Genomic DNA, 13,678 nt, shown 5'->3' on the forward strand with positions numbered 1-13,678 from the left:
GGTGTTCCTTCCTCGGACGTGCCGGACGGCCGCACGGCCACCTTCCATTGTCCAGCCCCGCACAAGAGCGCTGCCCAGGATCAGGACGCCCAATGCACGCGGTGCTCGGCGAGGTGCGCCAGGACCGCGTGGTTCGCCTCCCAGCCGTCGGGGAACTTCACCGTCACGCCCAGCTGGACCGGCTCCGTCGACGGGTGCTCGTCCAGCAGGTCCGCCACCCCGGCCCGGCACACCACGACGCACGCGTGGCGGTGCCGCGAGGCCAGGACGCAGAGGCGGCCCGTCTCCAGGTGGAACGCCGTGGCGTCCGGCCGGCCCGACAGCGGGTGCAGGACCACCGTCACGTCGAACTCGCGGCCCTGGAGCCGGTTCGCCGTGTCCACCGCCACACCCGTCACACCCAGCTCCGCGAGCGCCGCCCGCACCGCGGCGGCCTGGTCGCGGTGGGCCGTGCCGACCGCGACCCGCTCCGCCGTCACCGGGACCGGATCCGGGCCCCGCTCGCTCGTCGCCGCGCCGCCCCGGTCCAGCAGCCTGCGCACCACCAGGGCCACCGCCCGGACCGCCTCGGGGTCCGTGCGCGGGGTGTGCCGGGCCGGGAGCTCCAGCAGCCCCCAGCCGGACTCCGCCGCCTCGTCCAGCACCCGGTCCGGGCCCGATCCGTCCGAGGGCACCCCGAACGACAGCCGCCGGTCACCGTGGTCCGTACCGCTGCGGAACGGTGTGTACGGGTAGAACGCGTCCGAGACCAGCGGCGCCGCCGACGGGGGCAGCCGCCACGACACCGGCAGCCGGTGCTGCGGCAGCTCCGGATTGTGCGCGAGCAGCGTCGAGACGGCGCTCGCCGACGGGTCGTACGAAAGCCCCGCCCACTGGTCGGCGCCCACGATCGAGAACGGGTCCAGCTGTCCCGGATCCCCGACGAACAGCGCCCGCTCGAACAGCCCCGCCACGGCCAGCAGGGCGTCCGACCGCATCTGGTACGCCTCGTCGACGATCGCGTGCCCCCACGGCTCCACGTTCTTCACGTGCGCCCACTTCGCGGCCGTGGAGATGACGATGTCCAGGCCCGCCAGATCCGCCGCCTTCGCCGACTTCCGTACGTTGTCCAGGCCGTCCAGGACCTTGTCGTACGGATCGGAGTCGCTGCTGTGCAGCCGGCCCACCGGCAGCTCGGGGGCCTTCTCGGCCAGCCGCACCACCAGGTCGTCCACCTGGGCGTTGGTCTGCGCGACCACCATCAGCGGGCGCCCCGCCGCGGCCAGCTCCAGCGCGGCCCGCACCACCAGCGTCGACTTCCCCGCGCCCGGCGGGGAGTCCACCACGATGCCGCGCGCCGTGCCCCGCAACGTGTCGCCGAGGATCGCGTCGGTCGCCCGCGCCGCTGCGGCACCCGGGTCGAGAACGGCTGTCATAGGAGGTCCTCCGCGGTCACGGGATCGGGCTGCTCGGTCGGTCCGGCGCCGGCACCCGGGGGACCGCCATGCGTCCACGGGGTGTCCTCCGGATCGGGCAGCTTCGGACCTCCCCGCTGGTCGTGCTCGAACAGCGTCCAGGCGATCCGGTCACCGGGCTCCGGCACCGAACCCGGCGCGGGCTCCTTGCTCCGGCCCATCCGGTCCGTGATCCGCAGGACCAGCTCGACCGCGCCCGTCGCCGGGTCCTCGGCGGCGTACGCCACGAACTCCGCGCTCTGCGGCTTTCCGTCCAGCGAGCGGTACACCTTGGTGCGCTCACCGAGATGCGGGCGCTCGCCGGTCCGGACCGTCACCAGGGGGCGCGGCGAGGGCCGCTTCGACTCGCTGTACGCCATCTCGACCTCCGTCACCTCCCCGACGAACGCCTCGCCCGCCAGCCTGCGCCCCGCCAGCACCAGCGGATCGTCGAGCGCCTCCTGGGCGTCCAGCTGCGCCTGGGCCGTCTCCCGCGAGGCCAGCTTCTGCGCCGCCGTCACCGCGTCGTCCCGGCGCGGCTGCGGGGGCTCGCCCGCCCGCACCCGGTCCCGGTGCGCGGTGAACGACCAGCGGTCCCGGGTCCAGCGGTCCTCGGCCCTGGACCCCTCCGGCAGCTCCCGCAGCAGGTCGAGCCCCCGCCACACGGCGTCCCAGGTGGGGAGCAGCACCCCCGCGAGCAGCGACCTGATCTCCCGCTCCGCAGCGCTCAGCTCGCCGAGCCGGGTGTCGGCGTCGATGCCGTCCTCCGCTGCGGCCAGCGCCGTGCGCGCCCGGTCGTACCGCTCGATCGCGGGCGCCAGCAGCCTGTTGTCGAACGCCGGGTCCGTCGCCGGCCCGGCCGGCGGGCAGACCAGCTGTCCGGCCCGGTCCCGCTGCAGCTCCGCACGCAGCGCCGCCTCCGCACCGGACTCGCCGGCCGGCGGATCGACCCAGGCGAGCAGCGCCCCGAGGTGCTGGTCCTCCAGGCTGCTCTGCCCCGTGGCCCAGTGGCGGTTCAGCAGGTCCGTCGCCGCGAGCAGCAGCGAGGAGCCCGGCACCCTGGCCCGCTCCCCGTAGTGCGTCAGCCAGCGGCCGAGCAGCGGGACGCGCGCGGGAGCCGGGTATGGGGTGTCCGGGTCGTCCTCGGCGGTGCGCCGGAACCGCATGGAACGCCCGAGCAGCCGTACGAAGTCGAGGCCCGCCCTGCTGGGCACGATCAGCTGGGCCGCGTCCGCGCACAGCTCGACCTCGACCTTGACCTTCTTGCCGGTCTCGGGATCGGTCTCGTTGCGCTCGGCCGGCTCGACGACATCGGCGTACGCCTCGATGTGCGGAAGCACCGCCTCGGCCAGCTCGGCAAGGAACGCGAACCGCAGATCGCGGTCGCGAGGCTGGGCCACCGCCAGCAGCCGGGGCGCCGCACGGTCCGTGCCCACGAGCGCGCCCAGCGGGGCGCCGGCCTCACCGGCGGTCGTCAGCGGCACCACCACGAGCGGCCGGCCGGTCAGATGCCGGTGGCGGACGGTGGCCAGCGGCTGGGCCCGCCCGCTGTCGACCGCCTCCAGCCGGGCCAGGGTGTTGATCAGTGACATGGGCCGCCGCCCTCCACCCCGGCCAGGGCCTCGGCGCGCAGGGCGGCGGCCCTGCGCAGCGCCGCCACCGTCGGGTCGGCCGGGTCGCCCTCCTTGCCGGCCGCGGCGGCCAGCACCCCGGCGACCGTCGTCAGGCCGCCGAGCTCGCCCCGCACACTGCGGCCCAGCGACTCCACCGCGCCTTCGGCGCGGGCCTTGGACCGGCAGTGGAAGGCCAACTCGCACGCGGCCAGGCACTCGGGGGCGTACGCCGCGGGGACCGCCTCGACCGCGGTGCCCAGCTCCTCGGGGGAGCAGCCCGGGTCGAAGGTGGTGCCCTCGGGCAGGGCGGCCGCGATGTCCTCGACCCGGGTCAGCCTGGTCAGCTGGCGGCTGGTGACGGCGCGCTGCTTGCGGACGTCCACGACCGAGGCGGTCGGCAGGTTGGAGAAGTCCTTCGGGCAGACCAGCAGGACCCGGTGCGCAACCTCGGCGCCCTCCGTCTTCGCGGCGATCCGCTCCAGAGCCAGGACGTAGACCGCGGACTGACGGGCCGCCGCACCGACCTTCGCGGCGTCCGCCGAGCTGTCGATCATGGGGAAGGACTTGATCTCGACGACCGTCCAGGTGCCGTCGGGGTGCACCACCACGGCGTCCGGCTCCAGATAGGCGGGGGAGCCCGCGACCTCCAGGGCCAGCATCGGATGGTCGAGCAGCGCCCAGCCGCCCGCCGCCGTGGCCTCGCGCAGCGCCAGCGCCGTACGCGCGGCGCGGCCCTCGGGGCCTGCCGCCGTCAGATCGGGGACCGCGGCCGTGGCCGGGGCCTCGGCGTCGCCGCCGAGCCGCTCGACGAGGAGGCGCAGCAGCTCCGTGCCGCCGTCGGCCTTGACCTTCGCCTCGAAGGCGTTGCCCCGGACGAACGCGAACTGCGACTGGCCGAACGCGGCGGGGGAGCCGAGCGCGGTGGCCAGCACTGCCTTGTCGACACCCGCGCCGTCGAGCAGGGCGCGCCGCTTGCATCCCGGGTTCGCGGCGAGCGCGGCCAGCGCGCGTGCGTCGAGCGGATGCGGCGCGACGGCGGGGCCGCGCAGCTCAGCGAGCCGCTGCCGGAGCGTCGTCGCCGGCCTCGACTGCGGAGAGGGCGCGCGCGTCGCTGGGATCTGCGGAGGCGGTCCGCCGGCCGGGTATTCGCTCACCCGGGGAAGTCTTGCATCCGTCACTGACAATCGTGGATCTCGTGGGGACGCGGGATGCGGGCACCTGTACGAACACCGCCCTCACCCGGTCCTTGACGCGGTCCGCGAGCCGCATGAACGGCCTGGTCAGCAGGGCGCCGACGACCATCACGGCGGCGCCGGCCACGGCGTCGAGGAAATAGTGGTTCGCCGTGCCCATCACGACGAACACGGTGACCAGCGGATAGACGACACCGGCCGTCCGGACGAGCGGGTGACGGCCGTGGCGCCACAGCAGGACACCGCACCACACCGACCAGCCGACGTGCAGGCTCGGCATCGCCGCGTACTGGTTGGTCATCCCGCTGAGCCCGCGCGGGGCGCTCGCGCCGGCGCCCCACCAGCCGTACGCGCTGTACTGCGCCATCGTGTCGACGAAACCGTGGTGGGCGTCCAGCAGCCGGGGCGGACAGGTCGGCATCAGCGTGAAGCCGACCAGCCCGAGGAGTGTGGAGGTCATCAGCCAGGTACGGGCCGCCCGGTAGGCCGCGGAACGGCGCCGGAAGACCCAGACCAGGACGGCCGGGGTGACCAGGTAGTGCAGGGAGGCGTACGCGAAGTCGGCGGGTATGCCGAGTGAGGCGTGGCCGGTCAGCAGGCGGTTCAGGGGGTGCTCGGCGTTGATGTGCAGCGCCTTCTCCAGGCGGAGGATCGCGAGGCCGTTGTCCACGGCCGCGGGTATGTTCTCGTGGACCAGCAGCCGGCCCATCGAGTACAGCCCGTACACCACCGCGATCAGCGGGAGCTCCGTCCACCAGCGGGGCCGATGACCGGAGGACGGTGTCACGGCGGTGGCGTGCGGCATCCGGTAGCTCTCCCCATTGTTCATGCGGCCGACGGCGGGCGTTCAACCGTACGGTGGTCGTATGCCCTGATTCCCCTTGGGGCCCGTCCCACGCGGACGTCCCTGGTCATGCGCCGGGCGTGCGCTGGTCATGTGTGGGGAGGGACGCGGACGCCGCCCCGCAGGTTGCCCGTGACGCAGGTGCGAGATGATGGAGCGGGGCCTGTGCCCGCACCGGTCCCCAGCCGGTCGCCCGCGTCCGTCGCCCCCGTCGCCGTCCCGGACACCGCCGTCCCGGACCCACCAGATCCTAGGGTCCCCGGATCTTCGGATCTCCGTATTTTTCAGGGAGAGCCGTCATGGCACCGCGAATCCTGCTCGCCCGGCACGGCCAGACACAGTGGTCCGTCCAGGGCAATCACACCGGCAGGACCGACATCCCCCTCCTCGACACCGGCCGCGAGGGCGCGAAACTCCTCGGTGAACGGCTGCACCGGGAGCCCTGGGGCGGTCTGCCCGGCGTCGAGGTGCGGACCAGCCCGCTCGTCCGGGCCGCGGAGACCTGTGCGATCGCCGGGTTCGGTGACCGTGCCCAGCCGTGGGACGCGCTGATGGAGTGGGACTACGGGGATTACGAGGGCCTGACCCCGGCGCAGATCAAGGCGGACCGGCCGGACTGGCTCATCTGGCGCGACGGGGTCCCGGGGGGCGAGAGCCTCGCCTCACTGGCGGCCCGGGCGGACGAGGTCGTGGAGTGGGCGCGGTCCGCCGACCGCGATGTGCTGGTCTTCGCGCACGGGCACATCCTGCGGGCGCTGGGGGCGCGGTGGCTGGGCGAGGACGTGTCGTTCGCCGCGCGGATCCGGCTGGAGCCGACGTCGCTGTCGGTGCTGGGGTGGGCGTACGGGCTGCCTGCGCTGGAACGCTGGAACGACACGGGCCACCTGGACCGGTAGGGCCTCAGCCCCATCGCCCGGTTCGGGCACATCCAGCCCGTGCGCGTGGTCCGGGAGGCGCCCTCCAGTGCGGGCTCACATGGACAGTCGGCCGAACCCGACGCCAGGGTTCCGTCCTCAAGCGCCGGACGGGCTTGAATGTGCCCGGCCAGAACTTGAAGGCGCGCGTCAGGGGGTCGGGGGGAGCTCCTCGTAGCGGGCCAGGAGGGACGCCACCTCCGGGCCTCCCCGCGGCCGCAGCACCCGCACCGCGCTCGCCAGCATCCCCCGGATCCGGGAGGACTGGACCCGGTCCAGCAGGTCCAGCACCTGGTGGCCCGCCGCCGCGGCCTCGTCGGCCGTGCCCGCCTGCGCCAGGTCACCGGCCAGCTGCGCGCGGTACAGCGCGAGGTTCCGGGTGAAGTGCGGATCCTGCAGCCGGGTCGCCCGCCGTCCGTGCCGCGCCGCCCGCGGCCAGTCACCCAGCGCCGACCAGCACTGCGCCTCCAGCAGCTCCAGCTCCGCCTCCCGGAAGAACGACATCCACTCGGGGTCCGCGTCGCTCGGCCCCCGCTCGAACGCCGTCTGCGCCCGCCCGATCGCCAGCTCGCACCCCGTACGGTCCCCGAGCCACGCCCTGGCCCCTGCCTCCCGCAGCGCCAGCAGGGCCAGCAGCCGCGGGGAGCCGAGCGGCCGGGCGGCCCGCTGTCCGGCCTCCGCCGCGCGGACCGCCTCACGGGCCCGCCCCGTATCGCGGGCCAGGAACGACGCGTTGCAGAACGCGTGCGCTTCCAGTGCGGCGTCCCCGGCCAACCGCGCCGTCGCGAGCGCCTCCGCGTAGTGGGAGCGGGCGTCGTCGAAGCGCCCCGAGTCGTGGGCCAGCCAGCCCACGGAGATCGCCAGCTCACCGGCGCCGGCGTGCAGCCGGTCCGCCGTGCTGCGCCGCGTCGCCGTCCCGGAGTCGAGCAGGGCGTACGCCGCCCGGAGCGGCTGGGAGGCACGCCGGTAGAGGCCGTCCGCGCCGTGCCGGTCGTCCAGCAGCCGGATCTGGCGCACCGCCTCCTCCACGGCGCTCACCTCGGCCTCGCCGACCCGGCGCTGTGCGGGGACGGTGAGGGGGCCCGCGGCGGCACGGCCGCCCAGGCCCAGGGATGCGGCCGCCACCGTGGCGGTACCGCTGGTCATGAACACGCGACGCAGCACGTCGCTCTCCTCGTGGATCTCGCTGTCGAGCGCGGGGGGTGTGGTGGGCGGGGGCAGGTGTGTCGTGCGGGCCCCCCGGCCGCGCACGCTCTCGCGGGCCGAGAAGCCCAGGTCCTCGAGGCTCGCCCCGGGGAACATGTGCAGGAACACCCGTTCGTACGCGTAGTTGGGACAGCGGATCTCGCCGGACTCCACGCGTCCGATGTACCGGGCGTCGCACGCGACCTGTTCACCGATCTCGCGCGCGGCCCTGCGGACCGCGGCCGCGAACTCCCCGGCGGAGCGCTGTCCGCGCAGCCGCCGGAAGGCGAGGTTGGGAACTGCCCGTGTCGACACCATGGCTGGGCCCTCTCTGGTGCAGCCGGGTTCCTGTTTCCGGTGTCCCGGCGGAGCAAGAACGTACCTGCTGTGACGAGTCGCACACGCAGCGTTTGCCAATAAACCGGACATCTCGCCCGTGATCCGCCATGAACTGCCACCCTTTGCGGCGGCGTGCCGCCGTAGCCCTTGACGCCGTCGGCGCGTTGGTCCATGAGGAGACGGGGCGCGGCACCGTCTCGTCGAGACGAGAGGAGGGGTTCCCTTGCCTCATATGGACACGGGCCCGGAGACCACACCGTGCGACCTGGTGACCGTCCCGGCACGTCAGGGCCTGGAGGCCGTGGACATCCTGCGCAGGGGATCGGACGACGAGACCGTCGGCCCGGTCCTGCACGACGGAGCCTGCGCCGTCCTCGGCTTCCTGGTGCCACCCGGCACGGCGGAGGCATGGGACGTGCCCGGCAGCGCCTGTACGCGGACGGACGGCCGTGGACTGCGCGTCCCCGCCGAGCCGCCCGTCATCGGCGGGGGCTGGCTCCTGCCGCCCGTCGCGGAGACCCCGGTCACCGACCCGGCCGTGCTCCGGGCCGCCCTCGACCAGGCGGCCCGGCTCATCGAGGCGGCCGACAACTGCCGCTGAGGCCATAATGGCCAGGTGGGGCGGAGTTTCCGCCGTCGCCGGGCCGTCCAGGTGGCCGGCCCGAACCGGTGAGTGAGGACGAGCGCGCGTGGCACGTCGAGGAGCGGCCAGGGACGCGAGCGACCGCAAGCGGTCCGAGCGCCGGCAGGAGGCCGTCTCCGCGACGGTGGACGGTGGCCTCGCCGAGCTCGTGCCCGACCGTGAGCGTCCGCGCGCCTGGACGCTGCTGCTGGACGGCGCCCCGCAGTCGCACGTGGACCTGGACGATCCGGCGTACCTCTCGTTCGAGTACCAGCGCAGGCTCGGCCATGTCATCGACCTCGCCGCGCCTCCCGGCCGGCCCCTCCAGGTGGTGCACCTCGGCGGCGGCGCCTTCACGCTCGCCCGGTACGTCGCCGCGAGCCGCCCCCGCTCCACCCAGCAGGTCGTGGAGATCGACGGCCCCCTCGTCCAGCTGGTGCGGCGGGAGCTCCCCCTGGACCCGCAGGCGCGGATACGGGTCCGCTCGGCGGACGCCCGCGCCGGGCTCGGAAAGATCCAGGACGGCTGGGCGGACCTCGTCATCGCCGACGTCTTCGGCGGGGCCCGTACGCCCGCGCACCTCACCTCCGCCGAATTCCTCGCTGAGGTACGCCGGGTGCTGAAGCCCGGCGGGCAGTACGCCGCCAACCTCGCCGACGGCCCGCCGCTCGCGCATCTGCGTGGTCAGATCGCCACGGCCGCCTCGCTCTTCCCCGAGCTGGCCCTGGCCGCCGATCCGACCGTCTGGCGCGGCCGCCGCTTCGGCAACGCGGTCCTGGTCGCCTCCGACCTGCCGATCGCGGTCGCCGAACTGACCCGGCGGGTCGCGAGCGACCCCCACCCCGGCCGCGTCGAACAGGGCCGCGCGCTCGCCGACTTCACCGGAGGCGCCGCCGTCGTCACCGACGCGGGCGCCAAGCCCTCACCGGCCCCGCCGCCCGGCGCCTTCTCGTAGACGGCCTACTGATCCACGACCTCCACGATCGGCGGATGGCCGTTCCAGGTGCAGAAGACGGAGACCGTCGCGCCCGCCCCGTCGCTGAAGTCCACCCGGATCCACTCCGGGTTCGTCCACACCTGCATCGACCAGCCCGGCTCGGGCGTCGCCGAGACCAGCTTCGCCGAGGCGTCCGCCAGCTCCAGGACGACCCTGCCGCCGCGCGTCGGATAACTCTTCACCTCACCCGACGCGGCAGCCGGGGCCGAGGACTTCGCCGGGCTCCGGCTCGCGCTCGGCGGGCGGGAGGACGGCTTGCGGGACGGGCTCGGGGTCTTCGGCGCCGCAGTACGGGAGGCGGTGGCACTGGGCGAGGGCGACGGCAGCGAGCGGTGCGTCGACGACGACACCGGCACGTTCGTCGCCTGCCCGCCGCGCGCCCCCACCGAGATCGGAACGGCGCGCGGAGGGTCGTACGCCGTCCCCGACATGACCGTGTGCACGCCCCACCACGACAGGGTGACCGCCGCACCCGTGGCGAGCGACCACGCGATCGCGTGTACGAGTCCTCGTTGCATCGGGCACATCCTGCACCACCCGCCCGGGCCTTGTCCTGGAGGGGACCCAGTTCCTCCGGATGGGCTACGGTGCGGCGCATGCCTAGTGTGCTCGTGGTCGAGGACGACCAGTTCGTACGTTCCGCCCTCATCCGGCACCTGACCGAGGCCTCGCACACCGTACGGAGCGTCGGCACGGCCCTCGAAGCGCTGCGCGAGGTCGCGCACTTCCGCTTCGACGTCGTCGTCCTCGACCTCGGGCTGCCCGACCTCGACGGCGCCGAGGCACTGAAGATGCTGCGCTCCATCACCGACGTACCCGTGATCATCGCGACCGCGCGGGACAACGAGGCCGAGATAGTCAGGCTGCTCAACGACGGCGCCGACGACTACCTGACCAAGCCGTTCTCGGTGGAGCACCTCTCCGCCCGTATGGCGGCCGTCCTGCGCCGCACCCGCGGACCGGGCGCCCAGGCCCCGCCCCCGCGCGTCCTCCAGGTCGGCGGGCTCTCCATCGACCCGCTGCGCCGCCAGGCCGAACTGGACGGCGCCGCACTGGACCTGACCCGCCGCGAGTTCGACCTGCTGGCCTTCCTCGCCGGCCGCCCCGGCGTCGTCGTCCCGCGCCGTGAACTGCTGGCCGAGGTCTGGAAGCAGTCCTACGGCGACGACCAGACCATCGACGTCCACCTCTCCTGGCTGCGCCGCAAGCTCGGCGAGACGGCCGCCCGGCCGCGCTATCTGCACACCCTGCGCGGAGTCGGCGTCAAACTCGAACCGCCGGCCGCGGGGCCGTCCGCATGAGATGGGCCCTGGTCAAGGTCTGCCTGGCCGTCACCGCCATGGTCGTCATCGCGTTCGCCGTACCCCTCGGGCTCGTCATCAAGGAGATGGCCCGCGACCGCGCCTTCTCCGACGCCGAACGGCAGGCCGCCACCATCGGCCCCACCCTCACCATCACCACCGACCGCGCGGAGCTGACCCGCGCCGTCCTGTCCACCGAACCCGGCGGCCGGGGGCGCCTCGCGGTGCACGTACCCGGCACCGAGGGCGGCAGCCCCCGCCTGGAGATCGGCACCCGGCGCGCCACCCGCGAGGACCTGGAGACCGTACGGAAGTCGGGGCGCGCCTCCATCGCCGAGGTACCCGGTGGCTCCGCGTTGCTCCAGCCCACCGCGCTCGGCACCGGAGGCATCGCCGTCGTCGAGGTGTTCGTGCCCGAGAACGAGGTCTCCAACGGGGTCGGCACGGCCTGGCTGGTGCTCGCCGGCGTCGGGATCGCGCTGATCTTCGGCTCGGTGGCCGTGGCCGACCGGCTCGGCGTACGGATGGTGGAGCCCGCACAGCGGCTCGCGGGCGCCGCCCAGGACCTGGGGGAGGGCAGGCTGGGCACCAGGGTCCCCGAGGAGGGGCCCACCGAACTCCGCTCCGCCGCGGTCGCGTTCAACTCCATGGCCGACCAGGTGGTCCAGCTCCTGGCCAACGAACGCGAACTGGCCGCCGACCTCTCGCACCGGCTCCGCACCCCGCTCACCGTGCTCCGCCTCAACGCCGCATCGCTGGGGGAGGGCCCGGCCGCCGAGCAGACCAGGGCCGCGGTCGAACAGCTGGAGCACGAGGTGGACACGATCATCCGTACGGCCCGGGAGCAGCGCCCGCAGACCCAGGGCGGGCAGACGGGCGCGGGCGCCGGGTGCGACGCCTCCGAGGTCATCCGGGAACGCATGGGCTTCTGGTCGGCGCTGGCCGAGGACGAGGGGCGCACCGTACGGCTGGCGGGCGTGGACCGCACCGTACGGATCCCGGTGGCCAGGCCCGAACTGGCGGCCGCCCTGGACGCGTTGCTCGGCAACGTCTTCCGGCACACCCCGGAAGGCACCGCCTTCGCCGTCGATGTGCACCACAGCGGTGACGCGGTGATCGTGCTGGTCTCGGACGCCGGGCCGGGCATACCCGATCCGGAATCCGCCCTGGCCCGGGGCGCCAGCGGACGGAACGGAGCGCGGGGCGAGGTGGGGTCGACCGGGCTCGGCCTCGACATCGTCCGCAGGGTCGCCGAATCCACCGGCGGTGACCTGCGGATCGGCCGGTCGATGCTCGGCGGCACGGAGGTGCGCATCTGGATAGGGCTCGACGGCGGTCCGGCCGAGCGCGCGCGCCGGGGGCACCGGGTGGGGCGCCGTAACGGAAGGCGGGGACCACGCGGAGTGAGGGGCCGGAACACAGAGTTCCGTGGCGCCCCGGGCTCCGGGCCCAATCTTTAACCGGCACCGATGCCCTCCTTAAGCGAACCCTAAGAACATCAACTCGGTTCCCATCAGTGCCTTTTGCCCGGTTCGGGGCGGCTAGCGTGCAGACGCAATCACCCCCCGGCAGGACAGAGGCACGCGATGGGCACCAGCACGCACCGCCGCACGACGAGCACCCGCACGAAGGCCGTCGGCGCCCTCGTGGCCGCGGCGGTCGTGGGCGGCACGGTCTTCGCACTCACCGGAACGGCACAGGCGGCGGCCGTCGGCGCCACGTACACGAGGGCCAGCGCCTGGACCGGCGGATACACCGGGCAGTACGTCGTCTCGAACGACACCGGAAAGGTCCAGTCGGGCTGGACGCTCGAATTCGACCTGCCCGCCGGCACGAAGATCGACTCGCTCTGGAACGGCGAGCACACCGTCAGCGGCAACCACGTCACCGTGAAGCCCGCGAGCTGGAACAAGGACATCGCCCCGGGCGGATCCGTGACGGTCGGCTTCGTCACCACCTCCGCGGCCACCGCCGCCGATCCGGAAGGCTGCCTGATCAACGACGCCGCCTGCTCGGCGGACGGCGGCACCACCCCGGAGCCGAGCGGGCGCCCGACCGGAACCCCGGCGCCCACGTCGACGCCGACGGAGGACGCGACCCCCACGCAGACCGCGACACCCACCGAGACCGCGACGGCCGAGCCGACGAGCACCCCCGGGACGCCTGGTGGCACGGCGGGCGGGGCCGGATTCGCCCCGTACGTCGACACGTCGCTCTACCCCGCCTACGACCTGCTGGACACCGCCTCCAAGACCGGGGTCAAGGAGTTCAACCTGGCGTTCATCACGTCGGGAGGCAGCTGCGCGCCGCTCTGGGGCGGGGTCACCGGACTCGGCGACGACCAGGTGGCCGCCCAGATCGGCGCGCTGCGGGCCGAGGGCGGCGACGTACGCGTCTCCTTCGGCGGGGCGGCCGGCGCCGAGCTAGCGCTGCACTGCTCCTCGGCCGACGAGCTCGCCGCGGCGTACGGCAAGGTCATCGACACGTACGAGCTGACCAAGGTCGACTTCGACATCGAGGGCGGGGCGCTGCCCGACACCGCCGCCAACTCCCGCCGCTCGCAGGCCATCGCCCAGCTCCAGAAGTCGCACCCCGGGCTCGACGTGTCCTTCACGCTGCCCGTGATGCCCGAGGGCCTGACCCAGGCGGGCGTGGACCTCATCGCGGATGCGAAGGAGAACGGCGTCTCGATCGACGCCGTCGACATCATGGCGATGGACTACGGGCCGGCCTACAGCGGGGACATGGGCGACTACGCCACCCAGGCGGCCACCGCCACACAGGCCCAGATCAAGGGCGTGCTCGGCCTCTCCGACGCGGAGGCCTGGAAGGCCGTCGCGGTCACCCCGATGATCGGCGTGAACGACGTCGCCACCGAGATCTTCACCGTCGAGGACGCCACGCAGCTGGTGAAGTTCGCTCAGGAGAAGGGCATCGGCCGACTGGCGATGTGGTCGGGCACCCGGGACGTGCAGTGCGCGGACGGCGAGAAGCCCACCGCGGACGCGACCTGCAGCTCGATTCTCCAGGAACCGCTGGCCTTCACCAAGGCGTTCGGCGCCTTCGGGTAGTCCACGCCACCGCCCCCAAAGACCATCACCTCGACGCGGGCGCCCCCGGCGGGCCCCCCCCCCCCCCCCCCCCCCGGGGGCGCCCCCCCCGGTGTATCCGCCCCCCCGGGGGGCGGGGGGCGCGGGGGCCGGACCCCCCCCCGCCCCCGGGGGGGGGGGGGGGCCG

At 74.1% G+C, this 13,678-nt stretch carries 12 protein-coding genes; 6 read left to right on the plus strand and 6 right to left on the minus strand.

Annotation, left to right across the window (positions count from 1 at the left end; translation table 11 throughout):
* Positions 1–80: 80 nt before the first annotated feature.
* Genes ACIRD8_RS14250 through ACIRD8_RS14265 form a run of 4 tightly spaced genes read right to left on the minus strand, consistent with a single transcriptional unit; the run spans position 81 to position 5,044 of the window.
* Entirely contained in the window at positions 81–1,415 is a 1,335-nt protein-coding gene (locus tag ACIRD8_RS14250) for an AAA domain-containing protein (RefSeq protein ID WP_403990120.1), read from the minus strand.
* The gene (locus ACIRD8_RS14255; RefSeq protein WP_403990122.1) at positions 1,412–3,025 is read right to left on the minus strand and encodes a hypothetical protein; all 1,614 of its coding nucleotides are present in this window, start codon (positions 3,023–3,025) and stop codon (positions 1,412–1,414) included. Before ACIRD8_RS14255 ends, ACIRD8_RS14250 begins: the two co-directional genes overlap by 4 nt.
* On the minus strand, positions 3,016–4,200 hold the full coding sequence (locus ACIRD8_RS14260) for a hypothetical protein (RefSeq protein ID WP_403990124.1): 1,185 nt from the start codon (positions 4,198–4,200) through the stop codon (positions 3,016–3,018). The genes ACIRD8_RS14255 and ACIRD8_RS14260 overlap by 10 nt, the downstream gene beginning before the upstream one ends.
* Entirely contained in the window at positions 4,097–5,044 is a 948-nt protein-coding gene (locus ACIRD8_RS14265) for a phosphatase PAP2 family protein (protein WP_403990730.1), read from the minus strand. The genes ACIRD8_RS14260 and ACIRD8_RS14265 overlap by 104 nt, the downstream gene beginning before the upstream one ends.
* 338 nt (positions 5,045–5,382) lie before the next feature.
* On the opposite strand from ACIRD8_RS14265, the gene ACIRD8_RS14270 reads away from it, so the two are divergent.
* On the plus strand, positions 5,383–5,979 hold the full coding sequence (locus tag ACIRD8_RS14270) for a histidine phosphatase family protein (protein ID WP_403990126.1): 597 nt from the start codon (positions 5,383–5,385) through the stop codon (positions 5,977–5,979).
* A 168-nt stretch (positions 5,980–6,147) separates the two neighbouring features.
* Here ACIRD8_RS14270 and ACIRD8_RS14275 read toward each other — a convergent pair whose 3' ends face one another.
* The gene (locus tag ACIRD8_RS14275; protein WP_403990128.1) at positions 6,148–7,500 is read right to left on the minus strand and encodes a tetratricopeptide repeat protein; all 1,353 of its coding nucleotides are present in this window, start codon (positions 7,498–7,500) and stop codon (positions 6,148–6,150) included.
* A 253-nt stretch (positions 7,501–7,753) separates the two neighbouring features.
* Between ACIRD8_RS14275 and ACIRD8_RS14280 the strand changes: the two genes are divergently transcribed.
* Both ACIRD8_RS14280 and ACIRD8_RS14285 read left to right on the plus strand, forming a co-directional pair.
* On the plus strand, positions 7,754–8,122 hold the full coding sequence (locus ACIRD8_RS14280) for a hypothetical protein (RefSeq protein WP_403990733.1): 369 nt from the start codon (positions 7,754–7,756) through the stop codon (positions 8,120–8,122).
* 88 nt (positions 8,123–8,210) lie between these two features.
* Positions 8,211–9,098, plus strand: coding sequence for a spermidine synthase (locus ACIRD8_RS14285; RefSeq protein WP_403990130.1), 888 nt, complete (start codon positions 8,211–8,213; stop codon positions 9,096–9,098).
* Positions 9,099–9,103: 5 nt separating this feature from the next.
* Here the strand turns inward: ACIRD8_RS14285 and ACIRD8_RS14290 are convergent, their stop codons facing one another.
* The gene (locus ACIRD8_RS14290) at positions 9,104–9,658 is read right to left on the minus strand and encodes a hypothetical protein (protein ID WP_403990132.1); all 555 of its coding nucleotides are present in this window, start codon (positions 9,656–9,658) and stop codon (positions 9,104–9,106) included.
* A 78-nt stretch (positions 9,659–9,736) separates the two neighbouring features.
* On the opposite strand from ACIRD8_RS14290, the gene ACIRD8_RS14295 reads away from it, so the two are divergent.
* The 3 genes from ACIRD8_RS14295 (at position 9,737) to ACIRD8_RS14305 (ending at position 13,512) form a co-directional block, all read left to right on the plus strand.
* Positions 9,737–10,441 (plus strand): response regulator transcription factor, encoded by a 705-nt coding sequence (locus ACIRD8_RS14295; RefSeq protein WP_099172762.1) that lies wholly within the window; start codon positions 9,737–9,739, stop codon positions 10,439–10,441.
* Positions 10,438–11,901, plus strand: coding sequence for a sensor histidine kinase (locus ACIRD8_RS14300; RefSeq protein ID WP_403990134.1), 1,464 nt, complete (start codon positions 10,438–10,440; stop codon positions 11,899–11,901). The genes ACIRD8_RS14295 and ACIRD8_RS14300 overlap by 4 nt, the downstream gene beginning before the upstream one ends.
* Positions 11,902–12,027: 126 nt before the next feature.
* Positions 12,028–13,512 carry a cellulose binding domain-containing protein gene (locus tag ACIRD8_RS14305; RefSeq protein WP_403990136.1) on the plus strand — a complete coding sequence of 495 codons (1,485 nt, stop codon included), beginning with the start codon at positions 12,028–12,030 and terminating at the stop codon, positions 13,510–13,512.
* The last annotated feature ends 166 nt before the right edge of the window (positions 13,513–13,678 follow it).

Origin of the sequence: Streptomyces sp. NPDC102451 (assembly GCF_044765485.1) — a bacterium.
Lineage (GTDB): Bacteria > Actinomycetota > Actinomycetes > Streptomycetales > Streptomycetaceae > Streptomyces.

Excerpts from the sequence above, each read along its gene's own strand:
- ACIRD8_RS14270 (WP_403990126.1), top strand. The coding sequence starts at position 5,383 with ATGGCACCGCGAATCCTGCTCGCCCGGCACGGCCAGACACAGTGGTCC.
- ACIRD8_RS14280 (WP_403990733.1), top strand. The coding sequence starts at position 7,754 with ATGGACACGGGCCCGGAGACCACACCGTGCGACCTGGTGACCGTCCCG.
- ACIRD8_RS14290 (WP_403990132.1), bottom strand. The coding sequence starts at position 9,658 with ATGCAACGAGGACTCGTACACGCGATCGCGTGGTCGCTCGCCACGGGT.
- ACIRD8_RS14275 (WP_403990128.1), bottom strand. The coding sequence starts at position 7,500 with ATGGTGTCGACACGGGCAGTTCCCAACCTCGCCTTCCGGCGGCTGCGC.
- ACIRD8_RS14250 (WP_403990120.1), bottom strand. The coding sequence starts at position 1,415 with ATGACAGCCGTTCTCGACCCGGGTGCCGCAGCGGCGCGGGCGACCGAC.
- ACIRD8_RS14305 (WP_403990136.1), top strand. The coding sequence starts at position 12,028 with ATGGGCACCAGCACGCACCGCCGCACGACGAGCACCCGCACGAAGGCC.
- ACIRD8_RS14255 (WP_403990122.1), bottom strand. The coding sequence starts at position 3,025 with ATGTCACTGATCAACACCCTGGCCCGGCTGGAGGCGGTCGACAGCGGG.
- ACIRD8_RS14265 (WP_403990730.1), bottom strand. The coding sequence starts at position 5,044 with ATGCCGCACGCCACCGCCGTGACACCGTCCTCCGGTCATCGGCCCCGC.
- ACIRD8_RS14300 (WP_403990134.1), top strand. The coding sequence starts at position 10,438 with ATGAGATGGGCCCTGGTCAAGGTCTGCCTGGCCGTCACCGCCATGGTC.
- ACIRD8_RS14295 (WP_099172762.1), top strand. The coding sequence starts at position 9,737 with ATGCCTAGTGTGCTCGTGGTCGAGGACGACCAGTTCGTACGTTCCGCC.